We start from the raw sequence: 19,467 nt of genomic DNA on the forward strand, positions 1-19,467 counted from the left end.
ATGACTAAAGCGGACCTCGGCCACTGGTTGCAGTGGTTTGCCTTGGCCGCCGTTGCCACTTGCGCCGGCGTCGTGCTGGCTTCGCGCTTGCCCTGGATGGACGACGCACGGCGCGCTCACGTTCCGACCGCCTTCGGAGTCGCGCTCGCTCCGTTCCTGTTCGGGCTGGCCGGCGTGCTGGTCCTTGGGCTTCTGCCCGGCGCTTCAACCACGGTGCACGTGTATGCCGTGGTCGTGCTGCTCTTCGCCGTGGTGATCGGCGCGAGCGTGTTGTCCCGCGTGCCGCAGTCCCTTCCCGATGAGCGCCGGCGCGGTGGTGGCATGGCCTGGACACTGGCCAATATGCTTGTCATCGTATGGGTGCTGTACGTGCTGGTGGAGGCGCTGCTGCTGCCGCTGGTTGCGAACGATGCATTGGAATACGCGACCGTCGGCCGTCTCCTGTTCGAAACGCGTGACCTGCTCGACTACCCAGCGATCGATCCGACGCGGGGTTCGTCGGGGTTATACGCTCCGTGGACCCATCCACCGCTGTACACGGCGTCTATCTACCTGTCTTACGCTGTGCAAGGGCATGCGGAGATGCCCGGCCTTATGAGGGCTATCGCGCCCTGGTACTTTCTGAGCGGTGCGCTGCTGCTGCGCAGCCTCGGTAATACGGTGAGCCCATGGATAGGGCTCCTGGCAATGCTGGTGTACGTGTCCACGCCCTTGGCCGCCTCGGGGGCGGGAACCTCTCTGATCGATGCATTGCCGATGAGTGGGCTCGCGCTAGTGATTGCCGCTGTCGCACTGCTTCGAAGCGAATCGCGAGCCACCGCCGTTGTTCGCGGGGCGACAGTTGGCCTGGCGATGTGGACCCATTCTCAGGCGGTCCTATTCCTTCCGCTGACCCTTGCCGCGCTCGGCGCGGTGGATGGCTGGAAGCCGGCACGTGACCGGATGCGCAATTTGGCCATCGTTTCGGCTACGGCCTGCGCGGTGGCGGCGTGGCCGTATCTTCGCAATCTCGTGCTCTTTGGGTCGATTGTGAGCGACAACCCGGTTGTCTTTGCAATGCCGCAGCTCGCTTGGGACGAGTACTTCGCGCAGGGTCGGGGATTGCAGGGCTGGCCCACGCGAATCCAGTACGGGATTCTCAAGGGCTGGTTCGCGATCGAATCCTTCGGCCCTACGTTCTGGTTCATGCTCGCGGGAATCTGGGTCATGAGGCCGATCAGGCCCTCAGCTGATTGGTTGCGCCCTGGCGCCGTGGGGAGCGATGTGGCGCAAGACCGCCTGTGGAGGACCGCGGTAACGCTCGTCTTCGGCTACCTGGCCGGCGTCCTGCTGTCCACGGTGCTGGGCATGGACCTCATGATCAAGAACGATCGCTACCTGCTGGCCGTCTTGCCAGGCTGTGCGCTGATCTCCGGTCTTGGGTTGGCCCGGATGGTATCCAGTGTTTCGTGGGTCGATGAGTCGGCTCCCAGGTGGCGCGACCGTGGAAGGGAAGTCCTGGTCGTCCTCTTGGCTGGCGTGCTGACTTTGCAGTGCGGCATGGGGGCGATCTACCTGCACCTCAAGCGCACAACCTTGGACCTGAGCTTCGCGCAGCTATTCCAGCAGTCGCAGGATGAGAAGCTGCGGAATTGGCCTGGCTTCCGCGTTGCCCGTTTCATGACGGAGCACCTCCCGGGTGACGCCTTGGTCCTGTCCGAGCGACCGGCCGAGATGTACTACACCCGGCGGCGGATGATGAGCTTTCTCGATCCGCGGTTGGTGCCTGTCTATGGAGAGCGCGATCCGGCTTCAGCGGTCCGTCGCTTGAAAGAGCTGGGCATTACGCACGTGCAGCTGCCCGGTTATTCGCATCCCGCCATCTACAACACGGCTCTGCAGGCCATTGCCACCCGCCCGGACCTGAGCACCCTGGTCTTTTCCGCAGGTATGGAGCAGTTGTATGCGCTCCAGCCCTCTGCGGGCCACCTCGGCTTACCGACTGAGATCGGCCCCAGTGCCCGGCCCTGGGTGCGTTTGCATCGTTATTCATTACCAGGCGTGGGGCTCACCCTCGAAGATGGGGAGCTTCCCGGCAATGCTCGCAGCAACAGTGGTTTTCCGCTTCCCGTGCTGCAACGCGGTGTGTCGGCCATGCTGATGTCCGGCCGCGATGGCTCTGTCCAGAAAGACCAGTTCCCGGACAGCCTTTTGCAGGTGCACGGGGGGCACGAATACCTAGTCGAGATTGAACTCGAGGGCGACGCGTATGCTTACGCGTATGTGTTCCAGTACGACGCGGCCGGCCGGTATCTGGGGCGCGGCAAGCCCAGCTCCGAGTTGATCGCCGAGGTTCCCGTGAGCGCCTCGGGCGGACGCCGGATCATTGCGCGACGCATCACTCCCGGCGGCAGCACCAGCAACATGCGCATCGCGATCGAACATCGCGGCGACACATGGCTGCGCGTCCTGTCTGTGCGCCTCACGCCGATCGAAGCTGGCACTGGCCCGTCGATGCCCAGCCAAGCCCCGCGCCCATGATCGAGACCTCGCCCCTCGCCTGGACTTTGATGGCGCTTCTGTTGATCCTGGCCACCGGCGCTGGCTTGGCACTGTCATCTGCCATGCCATGGAGCAACAGGGCACGCGATTGCGGCCTGCCCCTTGCAGCCGGCGCCGCGGTAGGGCCCTTCCTTACGGGGCTGCTGGCAGTTGCGGCACTCGGGCTGCTCCCCGGCCGCAGCAGCGCATTGCATGCCGGATTGGTCATGGGTGTGCTGGCCGTGATTGCCGTGTGGCGTTCCAGCCCGATCCTGCAGATGCTGCGCCATCCGCGAGGGGCTGCCGCCGGACTGTCTTGGGCCGCGTGGCTCCTTCGGTTGCTCCTCTTCACCTGGATCGGCATGCTGCTGGTGGACAGCATCTTCATGCCACTCACACAGAACGACGCGCTGGAATACACCACGGTCGGGCGGTTGTTGTTCCAGACGCGGGACTTGTCCTCCTATCCGGCCATCGATCCGTCAATCGGCTCCGGGTTTTATGGCCCGTGGACGCACCCGCCGTTGTATGTGGCCATGATCTACCTGTCGCATGCAGTGCAGGCGCATGCCCTCGAGCCGGGTTTGGCTCGACTGGTCGCTCCCTGGTTCCTGCTCACCGCGCTGACGCTGGTGGCCGCGGTGGGACGCATGCATTCGCGTGCGTCGGGCATCGGGGCGGCCCTCGTCTTCATCGGAGCGCCGCTGCTGTACCTAGGCGCCGGATCGGCTCTCATCGACGCCTTGCCGGTTGCCGGATTCGCGCTGGTGCTGGCGGCCATCGTCGGCTTTGCGGGCATCGGCGCGCGGCCTGGCGTGTTCCAGGGCTTACTGCTAGGCGCGGCGCTATGGACGCATTCCCAGGCCATCCTGTTCATCCCCCTGGCGCTGGCTGCGCTTGCCGCGCACCAAGGTCTGCGGATGGACCGCAAGCTACTGGCCAACGCGGCTGTCCTGCTCGCCACCGCGACCGCCGTCGCGGCATGGCCGTATGCCCGCAACGTCGCCATGTTCGGCTCCGCCGTGAGCGACAACCCGGCGGTGTTCGCCATGCCCCAATTGCAGTGGCCGATCTACTTCCAGATGGCGCGCGGTTACGAGAGCTGGGGCGAGAAGCTGCAATACGGCGTGTTCAAGGGCTGGACCATGGTGGAAGCTTACGCCGCTTCGTTCTGGTTGGCCTTGCCGGGACTCTGGCTCTTCGTGCGGCGTGCACGTCCGCTGCGCAGTCTGCTGTGCGCGCAGCCGGGGACGCACGCGCCTGAGGTGCTCTGGCTGCGCGGCGTTGCGGGCGTCTTCGGTTGCTACCTTGCAGGCGTGTTGCTCTCCGTGTTGCTGGGGATCGATTTGATGATCCGCAATGAGCGCTACCAGCTGGTGCTGCTCCCATGCGTCTCTTGGCTGGCCGGGATCTTCATCGCGGAGGCGGCGAACGCTGCCGCGCGCAGCCAGCCGAGGGCCGTCGCGCGCGCCGTAGCCATCCCGTTCTGCGTGTTGCTGGCAGGCACGTTCGGGCAGCAAATCATTGTCGTCGGCGGGCACAAGGCAAGGACGTATGGCGTCCATGTGTCGACGTTCTTCGAACCGCTGTCGCAGAAGATGCGCGACTACCCAGCATACGAGGCTGTCCGCTATCTCGCGCAGGAGACCCCGGCCGACGCGCTCGTGCTTTCGCTCAAGCCCGCCGACATGTACTACGCGGAGCGACGCATGGTCAGCTACCTCGATCCGCGCCTGCTCCCGGTGTATGCCGAAACGGATGCAGCGCGCATGCGCGAGGCGCTGCTCGGCTTAGGCATCCGCTACTTGCATGTACCGGACTACGCGTTGCCCCCACTGTATCGGACACCCCTGGAGCAGCTTATGGCGCGGCCGGATTTGAGCGCGCTGGTGTATTCGGTCGGCGGGCACCAGGTTTATGACCTGAAAGAACCTGGAAACTCCGTTGAGACTCCGGCGACGGACCTGTCACCGGGCGCTCGCGCGTGGACCAGCCGCCAGGCTGCAGTCCTGGGTGGACGCGTCGGCCTCATCCGATTACCGATGCGGCAGCGTGTACTAGCTCCCGGCCAGTGGTCGCGCCCGGAGCACGACTGGCCTCTGTTCCGACGCGAGCTCACTACACTGCTAGCAACCGGTACTGTGGATGGCCGCGCTGCGGTGCCCCCCATCCGAGTGGAAGGTGGCCACGAATACCGGCTGGACCTCGATCTCGAGGGCCATGCATTCGCCGCTGTGTACCTGGTCCAGTATGACGAGGATGGCCGTGCGCTCGACCTGCCACACGGTGGTCGCGTCCAGCTCGCCGACGATCCTGCCGGATGGAGCTTCTTGGCAAAGCAGCGTGTCGGCGAGGCCGCGCTGGTGGACGGTGAGCCGCCCAGACGGTTCGCTCGCCGATTCGTCACCTATGAACAGACACGCTCCGTCGGCATCATTGTGGAGCACCGGGGTGCGACCTCCCTGCGTCTGCTTGGCGCGAGGTTGCGCGCGATCCGGGATCGTTCCGAGAAAGCGGTTGCGCAGTGGACGAACTGAACCTGCCCTTCCGGCTCGAGCCGCTCGCATGGAGCAGCTACGCAGTCGCCAATCTGGCGTTCCTCGCAGTGGCGAGCGGCTGGATCGTCGGGCTGGTTTGGCGTGACCGCCGCAGTGCCGCGCGGCCTGCCTTCATGGTCGCCGGCCTTCTCTCACTGCTGTTTCAGTGGCCAGTGTGGATTTACTCGGGGGTTCTGGAGCGCTCGCTGGCGACGCATTGGCTGTTTGCGTTGCACTTGCATGCGATGACTCTCGGCCTTTTGGCGTGGACGACCTTCACGCCAGCCTTCACTGGCCGGCTCCGTTTGGAGCGCGATGCGCACGGGGAGGGGCTATTCAGCATCGTTGCTACGGTTTGCGTGTTGGTCCTGGGCGGGGTCCTTGTCTTCCTGTACTTGCAACGTGTGGGCATTAGCTGTACCGGCCTCGCTGCTACGGTGCTCGACCCGGAGGTCGCGCTGCTCGCGCGCGAATTGTCGATCAAGATGGCAGGCGGCGGCTGGCCTACTTTCGCACATGCGCTCGTCGTGAGCGTGGTGAGCCCGGTGGCCGTCTTTTTGGCGCTGCAGCACGCCATTGCGGCAATGGAGCAGCGCCGGCTCTGGCCGGTGCTCGGCAATGCAGCTCTCATCACCTTCTTTTTTTTCGCGGTTCTGTTGCCCGGCGCCAAAGGCAACCTGATGCCGACGCTCGTAGCGAGCGCGCTCGGCTTGTGCTTCCATGCTAAAGGCTGGCTCCGTCGCGGCTTGCACGTGGCGCTGGTCGCGGCAGTGGGGATGACGGCCCTCGTGGCCGTGGAACTTGTCAAGGAGAAGCGCTACTTCCAGGACGAGTCGCAGTACCCGTTCGCTCAGTGCGTGGAACGACTTGACATCTGCGTTCCGATGCGTGGGCTGCTGAACTCGATGTCCAGCCGTGACTATGCGCTGGGCATCTCGGCGGCAACCATTGACTGGTTCCAATCCGAACTGGAGCAGCGCTGCATGGGCGCGCTGCCGCCACGCGTGCCATTTTCATTCGAAGTGGCGCCTGAGCAGCAGCGCCTGATCCGACAGCGTCGGCGGATACTGGAGGAGAAGTACGCCGTGGCGATCAGGCATGGCAGGGAGATGGCGCAGGCGCATGCTGGCGCGAGTCGCGCGGGGGCGCCTGCGAGCGCTCCTGCCGCCACAGAAACGCCCGCAGCCTCGGTTCCTGGGCAAGCTCAACCTGTCGCGCGCGCGCAAGCGATCGTTGACGGCACGGATGCAGGTCGTGTAGTCGCCCAGCCCCAGCCGATCGGCGAGACGCTCCCGCAGCGTGCCTGGGCATACGTGGAAGCGATCGCCTACCGCGCCTGGGTCGTGCCGCTGCAGGTCGCCGCCTGGCACTACGACTACGTGACACGGGTCGAAAGACCCGGAGCCGCCGTGCTGCCAACGGCGAGATGGACGCATTCCAAGCGCGTCACCGACATGCCCACGCGAATCCATGATCACTACGCGCCGGGTTATTCCGCAGGCGCGAAAGTGACAACCGGCACGGCGCCCTCGAGCTTTCTGGTGTCCTACTCCGCGCCCATGGGAACGAGGGGCATGTTGCTGGCGCTTGTGTGCGTTATCGCATTCGATGCGCTGGTTTCGTGGGTGATCGGGAGAGCCTTCGCGCCGCTCAAGCCGTTGGGCATCGCGCTGATGGCGGTGGCGGCGTTGAATTTGATGCTGACAGACTTTGAGACAACGATGCTCTCGCACGGCGCGATCGCATCGTTGATGCTCCTGTTCGGCTTGGATGTGGCCTATCGGTTGACGCGTCGCTATCTGGAGGTCCGGCGTGGTGGGCTGCCAGACAGGCGCGGAGCGCAGGCCAACGGATGAAGCCGGCCGACCGATATGAGCAGGTGGCGCGGCTTCATGCCAGGGGGATCGATCAAGGCTTCCTGTCAACGCTCGGAACGCGGTTTCTGTCGCTCCTTTACGAAGCCATCGACGGCAGTTCGCAGAGCGTTTTGCTGACGCACGAAGAGGACGGGCGGATCGTCGGGTTCGTAAGCGGATCGCTGGGACTGGGGACGGTTTATCGATCCCTGCTCAGGCGACCGCTTCGGCTTGCCGCCAGTCTGGCGCCAGTCTTGCTCTCGCCCCGGCGCCTGTGGCGGGTGATTGAAATCCTGCTGCACAGCCGGAAGTCCGGGCGGATAGACCAGAGAGATTTGCCAACGGCCGAACTCCTGAGCATCGTGGTCGAGCCGCAGTGGCGCGGATGCGGTATCGCCGAAAGCCTCTATGGTCGCCTGAAATCTCATTTCCGGCGCACGGGCCAGCTGTCGTTCCAGATCGTCGTTGGCGAAGCACTGGGCCCTGCGCATCGTTTCTACAGGCGGATGGGCGCTGAACCTGCCGGTGGCCTCACTGTGCATGGGCATGCACGCTCCATCGTGTACGTGCAGCGGGTGGCGGCAGCGGATGGGGCGGCAGTCGGAAGCCCTCAATCGAAAGATAATCCCGGCTGCACATCCGGCCGCGTCGGGCAGTAGCGTTTTCTCATCAGGGGACTGAATTGAACCACCTGGCCCAACGAGTGGCGGCCTTCGTCAAGGACACGTTCCAGGAGGACCAAGTCCTGCTGCACCGTCCGGTCTTCGCCGGCCACGAGAAGCAGTACCTCGCCGAGTGCATCGACTCCAACTTCGTGTCGTCGGTCGGCGCGCGCGTCACCGAATTCGAAGAGCGGCTGGCCACCTTCGTCGGCGCACGGTACGCCATCGCGACCATGAACGGCACGGCGGCGCTGCACATCGCGCTGGAACTCGCCGGTGCGAAACCCGGCACCGAGATCATCGGCCAGTCGCTGACCTTCATCGCCACCTGCAATGCGGCGTCCTATACGGGCGCCACGCCGGTGTTCGTGGACGTGGACCGCGATACCCTGGGGATGAGCCCGCAGGCGCTGCGCGCATTTCTCGAAGCCAACGCGCAGCGCCGCGACGGCGGCGCATGGAACCGCGGCACCGGCCGCCAGATCGTCGCCTGCGTGCCGATGCACACCTTCGGACACCCCTGCCGCATCGACGAGATCGCCGCGATCTGCGACGAATGGGGCATCGTCCTGGTGGAGGACGCCGCCGAATCCCTGGGCAGCTGGTACAAGGGCCGCCACACCGGCACCTTCGGCAGGCTGGGCACCTTCAGCTTCAACGGCAACAAGATCATCACCACAGGCGGTGGCGGCATGGTGGTGACGGACGACGAAGCGTTGGCACGCCGCTGCAAGCACCTGACCACCACGGCCAAGATCCCGCACCCGTACGAGTACGTGCACGACGAGGTGGGCTACAACTACCGGTTGCCCAACCTCAATGCCGCGCTGGGCTGTGCGCAGATGGAGCAGCTCGAAGGCTTCCTCGTGCACAAGCGCGCGCTGGCCGCGAGGTACATCGACTTCTTCAAGGACGCCGGCGTCACCTTCGTCCAGGAGCCGGCGAACAGCCGGGCCAACTACTGGCTCAATGCCATCGTGCTGGACTCGCTTGCCGAGCGCGATGAATTCCTGAAAGCGACCAACGAGGCCGGCGTGATGACCCGTCCCATCTGGCGGCTGATGACGCACCTGAAGATGTTCAGCGGCTGCCAGCATGGCGGCCTGGAGAATGCCAACTGGCTGGAAGAACGCGTGGTGAACATCCCCTCCAGCGTGCCGACACCGTGGGTAGGCCGCTGATGGACTACCTCGACCTGATCGGCCGCACCCAACCGCTCTTCGAAGCGGACGTGGCGGCGCATGACGAGGAGCTGCGCTCGCTCGTGGCCGGCGCTCGCTTCCTGGTCATCGGCGCGGCCGGCTCCATCGGCCAGGCCGTCACCCGGGAGATCTTCCGCCGCGGACCACGCGTGCTGCACGCGGTGGACCTGAGCGAGAACAACATGGTGGAGCTGGTGCGCGACCTGCGCAGCACGCTTGGCTACATCGAAGGCGATTTCGCCACGTTCGCCATCGACTGCGGCAGCCTGGAGTACGAGGCGCTGGTGCGTGGGCACGGCCCCTACGACTACGTGCTGAACCTCTCGGCGCTGAAGCACGTGCGCAGCGAAAAGGATCCGTTCACGCTCATGCGGATGGTGGAAGTGAACGTCTTCAACACCATGAAGACGCTGCGCATGGCAGGTGGCGCGCGCAAGTACTTCTGCGTGTCCACGGACAAGGCGGCCAATCCGGTGAACATGATGGGCGCCAGCAAGCGCATCATGGAGATGTTCCTGATGCGCGAGAGCCTTCGGCAGCCGGTCTCCACCGCGCGCTTCGCCAACGTGGCGTTTTCCGACGGCAGCCTGCTGCATGGCTTCAATCAGCGCTTCGCCAAGCGGCAGCCCATCTCGGCGCCCCGCGACGTGCGCCGCTACTTCGTCACACCGCAGGAATCGGGCGAACTGTGCCTCATGTCCTGCCTGCTCGGCGGCAACCGCGACATCTTCTTTCCGAAGCTGTCCGAGCACCTGCACCTCATCACTTTCGCCGACATCGCGCGCAAGTACCTGCACCGCCTCGGCTTCGAGCCCCATGAGTGCGCCAGCGAGGACGAGGCGCGCGACCGCGCGGCCGAGCTCATCGCCTCGCGCCGCTGGCCCTGCTACTTCTTCGACAGCGACACCACGGGCGAGAAGGACTTCGAGGAGTTCTTCACCGACGCGGAGGACGTCGACATGTCCCGCTTCGGCTGCCTGGGCGTCATCCGCAACCAGGCGGCGTTCGACGAGGCGGCCCTGGAGAACTTCTCGCAGGCCATCGCGCGGATGAAGCAGGCCGGCCACTGGAGCCGCGCCGATCTGGTGGACCTGTTCCACGCCACCATTCCCGGGTTCGGCCACAAGGACACCGGCAAGTTCCTCGACGCAAGGATGTAGGCCGTGCAGCGGATGTTCGACATTGTGTTCTCGGTGCTGGCGCTCCTCGTGCTCGCGCCGCTGCTGGTGCCCGTGGTGGTGGTGCTGCGCCTGACGGGTGAAGGCGAGGTGTTCTACCGGCAGCAGCGCGTGGGGCAGGGTGGCCGGCATTTCGGCTTGCTGAAGTTCGCGACCATGCTCAAGAACAGCCCGAGCATCGGGACCGGCACGGTCACCGTCGCCGAAGACCCCCGCATCCTCCCGGTCGGACACTTCCTTCGCAAGACCAAGATCAACGAGTTGCCGCAGCTGCTCAACATCCTGGCGGGGGACATGAGCGTGGTGGGGCCGCGTCCACTCACGCCGAATGAATTTGGGGCCTACAGCCCGGAAGTACAGGCGGCCGTGGCGCGGGTGCCCCCAGGGTTGACGGGCATCGGTTCCGTGGTGTTCCGCGACGAGGAGAACCTGCTGCGCGGCCAGCGGCGGGTGGAGTTCTACGAGCGGGTGATCGCGCCGTACAAGGGGGCGCTGGAGCAGTGGTACGTTGCCCGGCGCAGCCTGGCCGTGTATTTCCAGCTGATCTGCATCACCGCATGGGTGGTGCTGTTCCCGCGCAGCCGTGTGGTGTGGCGAGCGTTTCCAGACCTGCCGCCGCCGCCGCCCGAGCTCGGGCTGGCTTGAACGACCGCCGTGTTCGCCTTCATCGTCGCCCTGTTGATATCGGTGATCACCACCACGGTGGTGCTGCGCTACAACCACGTCCACGAGCGGTGGTCCTCCGACCATTCCGAGGGCGTGCAGAAGTTCCACAAGGACAGCATCCCGCGCATCGGCGGCCTGGGCCTCGGTGTCGCGCTCGTGGGCGTCTCGCTGGTACAGGGAGTGCTCGGTGATCCTTACTCCCAGCCGTTTGTGCTGCTGCTCCTATGCGCATCGCCTGCCTTTCTGGGCGGACTGGCGGAGGACCTCACCAAGAAAGTCGGCGTGCTGCCGCGGCTGTTCCTCACCATGCTGGCGGCGGTCCTGGGCTTCTTCGTGCTGGATGCGCAGCTGACGTCGGTGGACGTCGGCTTCATCGACCGGGCGCTGCGGTGGTGGCCGCTGGCGCTTCTGGTGACCGCCATCGCCGTGGGCGGGGTGGCCAACGCCATCAACATCATCGACGGCTACAACGGCCTCTCCGGCGTGGTCAGCTGCGTGATCCTCGCGGGCCTGGGCTACATCGCATTCCAGATCGGCGACATCCTCGTTTTCCGCGCCTGTCTCGCGATGATCGGCGCCATCATCGGCTTCCTGTTCTGGAACTGGCCCTGGGGCCGCATCTTCCTGGGCGACGGCGGTGCCTACCTGATCGGATTCTGGATCGGCGAGCTGTCGTTGCTGCTCCTGGCGCGCAACCCGCAGGTGTCGCCCTGGTTCCCGCTGCTGCTGGTCGCCTACCCCGTGGTCGAGACGCTGTTCTCCATCTACCGCCGGATGGTCGTGCGGCGCGGGCACCCCGGCCTGCCCGATGCGGTGCACTTGCACCAACTCATCTTCCGCCGGCTGGTGCGCTGGTCGGTGGGGAGCGAACAGGCCCGCCATCTGACGGTCCGCAACTCGATGACGGCGCCATACCTCTGGCTGATCTCATCCCTGTCCGTGTTCCCGGCCGTGCTGCTTTGGCGCAGCACCTTCTGGCTGCAGGTCGTGTTCGTTTGCTTCGCCGCCCTCTACGTCTGGTTCTACGCTTCACTCGTGCGCTTCAAGTCGATGAAGTGGTGGATCACCCGGCGGCACTGACCCCCCCCCTGCTTAGAATGCCCCAGGGCTTCCCCTGGAGGACAGGCAAATGCAGGAATGGAGCGACGGCTACGTGGCCGACCTGGAGTACACGTACGGCTACTACACCGAACTGAACCCGCGCCGCGTGGCGCTTGCCTTCCTCAACGCCGGCCTGGCCGTCCCCGCGCTGGGCACCGCCTGCGAGCTGGGGTTCGGGCAGGGCCTGAGCGTCAACATCCACGCCGCGGCCGGTGGCGGCGCCTGGTGGGGCACCGACTTCAATCCCTCGCAGACCGCCTTCGCGCGGGAGCTGGGCGCCCGCGGCGGCGATCCCAAGCTGTTCGACCAGGCTTTCGACGAGTTCTGCCACCGGCCCGACCTGCCCGAGTTCGACTACATCGGCCTGCACGGCATCTGGAGCTGGGTGTCCGACGAGAGCCGCCGCGTGATCGTCGACTTCATCCGCCGCAAGCTGAAGGTGGGTGGCGTGGTTTACGTCAGCTACAACACCATGCCGGGCTGGGCCGCGATGGCGCCGATGCGCGGCCTGCTCACGGCGCACAGCGAGCTGCTCGGCGCGCCCGGGCAGGGGCGGCTGCCACGCGTCGAGGCGGCGCTGGCCTTCGCCGACAAGCTGATGGCGGCGAACCCCGCCTATGCGCGCGCCAATCCGCAAGTCAGCGAACGCCTGGCGCAGCTGCGGCAGCAGAACGCCAACTACCTCGCGCACGAGTACTTCACCCGGGACTGGGTGCCGATGTCGTTCGAGCAGATGACGCGCTGGATGGAGCCCGCCAAGCTGGGCTTCGCCAGTTCCGCCCACTACCTGGACCTGGTGGACCAGATCAACCTCACGCCGCAGCAGCAGGCGCTGCTGCGCGAGATTCCCGACCCGGGCTTCCGCCAGACGGTGCGCGACTTCTGCGTGAACCAGCAGTTCCGCAAGGACTACTGGGTGCGCGGCGGCCGGCGCCTGAGCCCCGGCGAGCAGGCCGACCAGCTGCGCGCGCAGCGTTTCGTGCTGACGCAGCTGCGCGCCGACGTGCCGCTGAAGGTGGCCGGCGCGCTGGGGTCCGCGCAGATGCAGGAGGCCATCTACGCCCCCGTGCTGGACGCTTTCGGCGACCAGGCGCCGCACACGCTGGGCGAGGTCGAGGCTTCGCTCAAGGGCCGCGGCCTGACGCTGGCGCAGGTCGTGGAAGCGGCCACGCTGCTGGTGGGCAATGGCTCGCTGCAGCCGGTGCAGGACGATGCCACTGCGGCTCGCGCGCGGCCTCAGGCCGAGCGCCTGAACGCCTACCTGTGCGACCGCGCGCGCAACTCACCCGAGGTGCAGTTCCTGGCCAGTCCGGTCACCGGGGGCGGCGTGCTGATGCCGCGCTTCTCGCAGCTGTTCCTGGCGGCCCACCGGCAGGCGCCCGCCAAGCCGGAAAAGCTGGCGCAGCAGGTGTGGACGGTGCTGTCGGCGCAGAACCAGCGCATCGTCAAGGAAGGCAAGACCCTGGAGACGCCCGAGCAGAACCTGGCCGAACTCACCGGGCAGGCCAAGGCGTTCACCGCGCAGTTGCCGGTGCTGAAGTCGCTGGGCCTGGCCTGAGCGTCAGTTGCCGGTGGAAGCGACCGGCGGCTCGGTGCGCAGCTGGTTGCAGCGCAACGCCAGCGCGTTGTGCATGCGCGTGAGGCGCTGCGCGATCTCGTCGTCGTGCCGCGGCGGCAGGCGCGTCATCAGCAGCTCGGCGCAGTTCTCGCGCCGCAGCGGCGGTCCCATCGCCAGCAGGTAACGCTCCATCGCGAGCATGCTGCTGTCGGGCAGGTGGGCCCGCCAGCGGTCCGTTTCGGCCGCCAGCTTCTGCCAGGTTTGCACGTCCGCATCCGCCGACAGCTGGGTGTCGGCGGCGGCGAGGTATTGCGAGGCTTGCCGCGCCAGCGCCTCCACGCGCGCGAACTGCTGCGTCAGCAGCGCCTGCATCGCGGGCTCGTCCGCCGTGCCGAAGGCGCGCATCAGCGGAGCGGGTTCGCCGCGCCACCAGCCGAAGTCGGAAGCGCGCGGCGTGAACAGCGCCAGCGTGCGCAACTCCTGGGTCGAGCGCGCCAGCCGCGCGCCCAGTTCCGCCGCCGGCTGCGATGCCAGGCGCTGCGCCAGGTCCGGCGCGCCCAGCGCCACCAGCAGCGATTGCGCTTGCGCCAGCGGCTGGCGAAGGCCCTGGAAAGCGGCCGGATCGAAAGACCCGTTCGGGTCCGACGGCAGCGCGGCGCGCAGGGCCTGCGCCGCCCCGTCGTGCACCAGCAGCGCCAGCCGGTCGTCCACCACGCGCGCCATGGGTGCGCGCGCGAATTCGGGCAACTGGGGGATCACCTCGCGGCGCACGCGCCGGCGCACGTCGGCCAAGGCCAGCACTTCGTTGAAGGTGGCCGGCGGCGGTTCCGCGGAGCCGTCGGCGCGCAACTGCATGAATGGTTCCTGCAGCAGCCGGCCCAGGCCTTCGCGCAGCGCGACGCGCTCGGGCGAGAGCCGGTAGCCGGGCTGCACGTCGTCCCATACCAGGCCCGCGCGCCCGCGGCCCAGCACGGCATCGAACTGGCGGCGGAACTGCGCGAACGCGGCCTCCGAATGCACGCGGGCCTGCTGCGCCGCGTCCGGGCCCAGCAACCCGAGCTCGCGCGAGCGCGCCAGCAGGTCTTCCCACGCGGGCTGGAAGGGCAGGGCGCCGCCGCGCAGCCAGGCGGTGTTGCCGCGCGCGAGCAGCGCTTCTTCCTGCAGCAGCGTTTCGTGCACCGCGCGCAGCCGCTTCACCGTGGGCACGAAGGGCTCGGGCCGGCGGTTGTCGAACAGGCCCCTGGCGCGTTCCTGCAGCGACTGCTCCAGCGCCAGCAATTCGTTCTGCGACAGCACCCTCTCGTGCAATGCGTCCACGCCGCGCAGGAAAGCGCAGCGGGCGGCAGCCTGCCACTGCGGAACGGCTTCGGCCGCGCCCGGCGCGCGGCTGGCCTGGAACAGCGCCACGGCGTGGGCCGCGCCCGGCGGCAGGTCGGCGTCGAGCGTGTAGCGCACCAGCCCGCGCAGCGCTTGTGTCGCTTCGGGACCGGGCGATTGCTGCAGCGCCATCCACGCGCGCACCGCATCGTCCAGCTCCCGCAGCGAGCCGACGTACGCCTTCAGCGCCGCGAGTTCGGGCAGCTCGCCCGGTGGCGTGCCCGCCGGCAGGCGCGGCGGCGTGCACGCCACCGGCGAGCGGAATTCGCCCGCGGGCGGCGCCACCGGCACGCCGGTCAATTGCGCGGTGCGCAGGAACAGCTCGCGCCGCACGGTCTCCACCACGATGTCGCCGAACTCGCGCTCCATGCGCGCGGCGACGCGTTCTTCCAGGTCGTCGAACGGCCGCCAGGAGCCGGGGATGAAGACGGTCCACCACGCCTCGCGGCGCACCTTGTCCAGTGCCGCGAGCAGCGCGCCGGCCTTGCGCCGGTACCACTGCGGATCGACCTGGTCGCGCTGCGTGACGCGCGCGCGGAACTGCGCATCGGCGTTCAGCTGCAGCAGCGTTCGCGAGAGGTCGGCCTGCCAGCGCTCCAGCTGCACGGCCGCGAACACGAGGCCGACGAACCAGGCCGCGAGCAGCGCCAGCACGATGCTGTGGGGCGCGAAAGCCGCGCGCCAGCGCCTTGGATCGCGCCAGGCCGCGGGGATCATCGCCCGGCCTCCAGCAGCTGGCGCACCGGCCAGGTTTCCCACCACCAGAGGGCCTGCGACAGCGCCAGCAGCGCGAGGGCCGCGACCACCAGCCCGCCCCAGCGCCACAGCAGCATGCGGCGGCGCTCGCGGGATGCGGCCGTCCCGGCGGGATCGTCGTCGTCTTCGCTCACCGTCCGCTCCCCTGATGGACCCGCGCGGGGCCGAACCCCGAGGCTAAAGACGGATGGGCCAGCGCCTGTCGGACAAGATGCCGTGGGGCCGTCGGCTAGATGCCCGCCGGCTTGGCCATGGTGCTCATCCGGTCCACCGGCTTGATCGTGAGGGTGCGCGTGTCCGCGCCTTGCAGCACGGTGAGGCGCACCTCGGTGTCCGGGGCGGCGCGGTCCCAGAGCTTCTTGTAGAACTCTTCCAGCGAGGCCACCCGCACGCCGTCGACCGACAGCACGACGTCGCCGGGTTGCAGCCCCGCGGCTTCCGCGGGGCTGTCGCGGTTCACGCGGACGATCTGCACCTGGCCGCCGCGCTCGCTGGAGGTCAGGCCCAGCCAGGGCCGCCGGCTCTGGCGCGAGCTGCCGGACTTCAGCAGCTCCGGCAGGATGGGCTTGAGCAGGTCGACGGGGACGAACATGTTGCCCGGCAGGGGCCGGCCCAGCCCCGTGGCGTCGGCGACGATGAGGCTGCCGATGCCCACCAGCTCGCCGCGCTGGTTGAACACCGGCGCACCGCTGTGGTTGGCGATGGGCGGGCTGGTGAAGAGCGCGCTGTCGATGTGGTATTCCCAGTAGCCGGAGAACGGCCGCTTGCCCACCACCTGCGTGAGCAGGACGTCGCTGTCCTCGCCGCCGGTGGCGGCCATCAGCGCGTCGCCGGGCTGCAGGTCGGCGATGGAGCCCAGCGTGACGGGCGTGATGCCGCGCAGCGGCAGCAGCGTGCGCACGAGCCCGAAGCCGGTGGCCAGGTCGTAGGCCACGGCGCGGGCCGGCAGCGTGCGCTGGTCCTGCGTGACGACCTGGATGTTCTCGGCTTCCAGCATCAGGTAGCCGATGGTGAGCACGAGCCCGTCCGGGCCGATCACCACGCCGGAGCCGCTGCGTTCGCGGCCCAGCGTGTCCGCCGATCGCGCGCCTTCTGTGGCGTTGACGCTGATGCCGACGACGGCCGCATGCGCGCGTGTCAGGGCCTCCACTGAAGCCTGCTGCGAGCCGCCGGTGGCGCCCCACGCGCAGGCCGCGCACCAGGCGAACAGCAGTGCCCACGCGCGAGACCATGAAAGGATTGGTGCGGCGGGCGTGGCCATGGCGGCTCCTTCGCTTCGAAAGGGGGCGACAAGGATGCGCCTTCGCGATGGCCTTCGCAAGCAAGGGGACGCGGCCGCGTGAAGAGCCCATCCGCGCGCCTAGAATGCCGCGCACGCACGCGGTGCACGACGCGCCGCCACCCTCGCGCAAGGAGCCTTGACGATGACCACCTACCTGGAACTGAAGCAGCAGGCCGAGAAGCTGATGGCCGAGGCCGAGCAGCTGCGGCGCCAGGAGATCGAGCAGGTCATCGCCGAGCTCAAGGCCAAGATCAAGGCTTATGGCCTGACCGCACGCGACCTGGGCCTGGCGCAAGCTGCTTCGCCCAGGGCCGCCGCGCCCGCGCGCAAGAAGGCCGCGGCTTCCGCCAAGCCGGCAACCAAGGGCCGCGGCCGCGCCAAGTCCACCGCGCCGGCGAAGTACCGCGGTCCCAACGGGGAAACCTGGTCGGGCGGCCGCGGGCGCAAGCCGCGCTGGGTGGTGCAGGCGCTGGCCGAAGGCCGCAAGCTCGAAGAGTTCGCGGTGGCCTAGCTCGGCTGGGACATCGGCCTACACCGTCATGCGAAACCGCCGAGCTGCTTCACGCGGCTGAGCCTGACGCAGCCGGCCGGGCTGCCCGGCGATCATTCTTTCCGGGATCGAAGCCTTGGTTGCGATCCCAGCCATGGAGGTTCTTCGCCCGGCCGCGTGCCGGGCGTCTTTCTTTTTTCCTCGGAAGCTGACGTGGACGTCAGCATGGCAACCGCTTCCGGCCTTAGGATGAGCTGGATGGGCACCCTGGGATTCGTCGACACCCTACCGAGCCAGCCGGGCAAGGACAGCCTGGAAGAGGTGTTGGGCCCGATCTGCGGCTACTACCTGGCCTGCTACAGCGTGGAGTCGCTCGAAGGCTTCTACGGTTACGCCAAGGTGTGCGGTCAGCGTCCCGAATCGGTGTGGGGCGCATCGGCCCAGGCCAAGGTCGTCGCCGGCCCGCTGGGCAGCCCGGAAGCCGCCATCACAGCGGTGGTGGACGCCGCCACCCTCAAGCTCGCGCGCCGCATCGAGGAGCGCGAGACGCTGCTCTACTCCTGGCGTTCCACCGAGCCCGGCGCGGCCAGCGCCTGATCCACGCCTGATTCGTGCGGGCGTGCCGGTTGGCGCGCGGCCACGAAATAGAGCACCGCCCCGAAGGCGGCCAGCGGGGCCGCGTTGACGAGGACGGCCAACAGGGAATGCATGGGTGGTGCCGGAGGCCGGAATCGAACCGGCACGTTGTTGCCAACGGCAGATTTTGAGTCTGCTGCGTCTACCGATTTCGCCACTCCGGCAGCGGAAAGGGAGAAAAAAATTATGGCACAGTGCCGCGATGGACCCGCGCACCTACCCGACCATCGAGGACGCCGTCGGCAAAACGCCGCTCGTCGCGCTGCAGCGCATCGGCGCTGAAGACAACCGAAAGCGCGGCAATGTCATCCTCGGCAAGCTCGAGGGCAACAACCCGGCCGGCTCGGTGAAGGACCGGCCGGCGCTGTCGATGATCCGGCGCGCGGAGGAGCGCGGCGAGATCAAGCCCGGCGACACGCTGATCGAGGCCACCTCCGGCAACACCGGCATCGCGCTGGCCATGGCGGCGGCCATCCGGGGCTACCGCATGGTGCTGATCATGCCGGAGGACCTGTCCATCGAGCGCGCGCAGACGATGAAGGCTTTCGGCGCCGAGCTGCTGCTCACGCCCAAGAGCGGCGGCATGGAATACGCGCGCGACCTGGCCGAGAACATGCAGCGCGAAGGCAAGGGCCGCGTGCTGGACCAGTTCGCCAACCCCGACAACCCGCGCATCCACTACGAGACCACGGGCCCCGAGCTGTGGGAGCAGACCGGCGGGCGCATCACGCACTTCGTCAGCGCGATGGGCACCACCGGCACCATCACCGGCGTGTCGCGTTTCCTGAAGGAGAAGAATCCGAAGGTGCGCATCGTCGGCGCGCAGCCCAACGAAGGCTCGCGCATCCCCGGCATCCGCAAGTGGCCGCAGGAGTACCTGCCCAAGATCTACGACCCGTCCAACGTCGACGAGACGGTCAACGTGGGCCAGGACGACGCCGAGGAGATGTGCCGGCGCCTCGCGCGCGAGGAAGGCATCTTCGCCGGCATCTCCGCGGCGGGCGCGCTGTGGGCCGCACTGCAAGTTTCGGCCCAGGTGGAGAACGCCACCATCGTGTTCGTGGTCTGCGACCGCGGCGACCGCTACCTGTCCACCGGCGTGTTCCCCGCGTGAGCGCGGCATTCAAGTTCTGCCCGCAGTGCGCCACCGCGCTGCAGCCCATCACGCTGATGGAAGACGGCGGCGCGAAGGAGCGCCTGCGCTGCCCGGCTTGCGGCTGGACGCACTGGAACAACCCGACGCCGGTGCTGGCCGCGGTGGTGCAGTACCAGGACCGCATCCTGCTGGCGCGCAACGCGGCCTGGCCGGCGAAGATGTACGCGCTGATCACCGGCTTCATGGAAGCGGGCGAGACGCCGCAGGAAGGCATCCGGCGCGAGGTGAAGGAAGAGACCAACCTCGACGCGCTGGAAGTCAACCTGATCGGCGTCTACGACTTCCAGCGCATGAACCAGGTGATCATCGCTTACCACGTGCCGGCCGAAGGCGAGGTGAAGCTCTCGCCCGAGCTGGTGGACTGGCGCCTGTACGAGTACGGCCAGGTGAAGTGCTGGCCCGCGGGCACGGGCTATGCGCTGGCCGACTGGCTGCGCACCAAGGGCTACGACCCGGAATTCGTGGAGTGGTCGCGGCGCGCCGAATGAGG

The 19,467-nt window shown here is 67.5% G+C and carries 16 protein-coding genes and 1 tRNA gene; 13 read left to right on the forward strand and 4 right to left on the reverse strand.

Annotation, left to right across the window (positions count from 1 at the left end; translation table 11 throughout):
• From EZ216_RS09275 to EZ216_RS09315, 9 genes are read left to right on the forward strand one after another with little or no spacing between them, the layout of a single operon-like run.
• The gene (locus EZ216_RS09275; protein ID WP_135249458.1) at nt 1-2,520 is read left to right on the forward strand and encodes an ArnT family glycosyltransferase; all 2,520 of its coding nucleotides are present in this window, start codon (nt 1-3) and stop codon (nt 2,518-2,520) included.
• Nucleotides 2,517-5,057: a glycosyltransferase family protein gene (locus EZ216_RS09280; RefSeq protein WP_135249459.1), complete on the forward strand. Its 2,541-nt coding sequence runs from the start codon at nt 2,517-2,519 to the stop codon at nt 5,055-5,057. The genes EZ216_RS09275 and EZ216_RS09280 overlap by 4 nt, the downstream gene beginning before the upstream one ends.
• A complete protein-coding gene (locus tag EZ216_RS09285) occupies nt 5,045-6,913 on the forward strand; it encodes a hypothetical protein (protein WP_135249460.1) in 1,869 nt (622 codons plus the stop codon). The genes EZ216_RS09280 and EZ216_RS09285 overlap by 13 nt, the downstream gene beginning before the upstream one ends.
• A complete protein-coding gene (locus EZ216_RS09290) occupies nt 6,910-7,572 on the forward strand; it encodes a GNAT family N-acetyltransferase (RefSeq protein WP_135249461.1) in 663 nt (220 codons plus the stop codon). Before EZ216_RS09285 ends, EZ216_RS09290 begins: the two co-directional genes overlap by 4 nt.
• A gap of 23 nt (nt 7,573-7,595) precedes the next feature.
• Nucleotides 7,596-8,756, forward strand: coding sequence for a LegC family aminotransferase (locus tag EZ216_RS09295; RefSeq protein ID WP_205959646.1), 1,161 nt, complete (start codon nt 7,596-7,598; stop codon nt 8,754-8,756).
• Nucleotides 8,756-9,937 carry a UDP-N-acetylglucosamine 4,6-dehydratase gene (locus EZ216_RS09300; RefSeq protein WP_135249462.1) on the forward strand — a complete coding sequence of 394 codons (1,182 nt, stop codon included), beginning with the start codon at nt 8,756-8,758 and terminating at the stop codon, nt 9,935-9,937. The genes EZ216_RS09295 and EZ216_RS09300 overlap by 1 nt, the downstream gene beginning before the upstream one ends.
• A 12-nt stretch (nt 9,938-9,949) precedes the next feature.
• Nucleotides 9,950-10,600, forward strand: a complete 651-nt coding sequence (locus EZ216_RS09305; RefSeq protein ID WP_239024339.1) for a sugar transferase — start codon at nt 9,950-9,952, stop codon at nt 10,598-10,600.
• Nucleotides 10,601-10,609: 9 nt separating this feature from the next.
• Entirely contained in the window at nt 10,610-11,701 is a 1,092-nt protein-coding gene (locus tag EZ216_RS09310) for an MraY family glycosyltransferase (protein ID WP_135249464.1), read from the forward strand.
• Between the two features lie 49 nt (nt 11,702-11,750).
• Nucleotides 11,751-13,280 carry a methyltransferase regulatory domain-containing protein gene (locus tag EZ216_RS09315; protein ID WP_135249465.1) on the forward strand — a complete coding sequence of 510 codons (1,530 nt, stop codon included), beginning with the start codon at nt 11,751-11,753 and terminating at the stop codon, nt 13,278-13,280.
• Nucleotides 13,281-13,283: 3 nt separating this feature from the next.
• On the opposite strand, the gene EZ216_RS09320 is transcribed toward EZ216_RS09315, so the two are convergent.
• From EZ216_RS09320 to EZ216_RS09325, 3 genes are all read right to left on the reverse strand, one after another.
• The gene (locus EZ216_RS09320; RefSeq protein WP_135249466.1) at nt 13,284-15,374 is read right to left on the reverse strand and encodes a hypothetical protein; all 2,091 of its coding nucleotides are present in this window, start codon (nt 15,372-15,374) and stop codon (nt 13,284-13,286) included.
• Entirely contained in the window at nt 15,371-15,547 is a 177-nt protein-coding gene (locus EZ216_RS21315) for a hypothetical protein (protein ID WP_167772863.1), read from the reverse strand. Before EZ216_RS21315 ends, EZ216_RS09320 begins: the two co-directional genes overlap by 4 nt.
• 95 nt (nt 15,548-15,642) lie before the next feature.
• Complete coding sequence (locus EZ216_RS09325; RefSeq protein ID WP_135249467.1) at nt 15,643-16,674, reverse strand: S1C family serine protease; 1,032 nt, start codon at nt 16,672-16,674, stop codon at nt 15,643-15,645.
• Nucleotides 16,675-16,837: 163 nt separating this feature from the next.
• Here EZ216_RS09325 and EZ216_RS09330 point away from each other — a divergent pair, with 163 nt between their 5' ends.
• Complete coding sequence (locus EZ216_RS09330) at nt 16,838-17,206, forward strand: H-NS histone family protein (RefSeq protein WP_135249468.1); 369 nt, start codon at nt 16,838-16,840, stop codon at nt 17,204-17,206.
• A 237-nt stretch (nt 17,207-17,443) separates the two neighbouring features.
• Nucleotides 17,444-17,782: a hypothetical protein gene (locus EZ216_RS09335; RefSeq protein WP_135249469.1), complete on the forward strand. Its 339-nt coding sequence runs from the start codon at nt 17,444-17,446 to the stop codon at nt 17,780-17,782.
• Nucleotides 17,783-17,898: 116 nt separating this feature from the next.
• On the opposite strand, the gene EZ216_RS09340 is transcribed toward EZ216_RS09335, so the two are convergent.
• Nucleotides 17,899-17,985, reverse strand: a tRNA-Leu gene (locus EZ216_RS09340).
• A 38-nt stretch (nt 17,986-18,023) separates the two neighbouring features.
• Here EZ216_RS09340 and cysM point away from each other — a divergent pair.
• Nucleotides 18,024-18,935, forward strand: a complete 912-nt coding sequence (cysM, locus tag EZ216_RS09345) for a cysteine synthase CysM (protein ID WP_135249470.1) — start codon at nt 18,024-18,026, stop codon at nt 18,933-18,935.
• Nucleotides 18,932-19,465: an NUDIX hydrolase gene (locus tag EZ216_RS09350; protein WP_135249471.1), complete on the forward strand. Its 534-nt coding sequence runs from the start codon at nt 18,932-18,934 to the stop codon at nt 19,463-19,465. Before cysM ends, EZ216_RS09350 begins: the two co-directional genes overlap by 4 nt.
• The last annotated feature ends 2 nt before the right edge of the window (nt 19,466-19,467 follow it).

Source organism: Ramlibacter humi, from assembly GCF_004681975.1.
Taxonomy (GTDB): domain Bacteria; phylum Pseudomonadota; class Gammaproteobacteria; order Burkholderiales; family Burkholderiaceae_C; genus Ramlibacter; species Ramlibacter humi.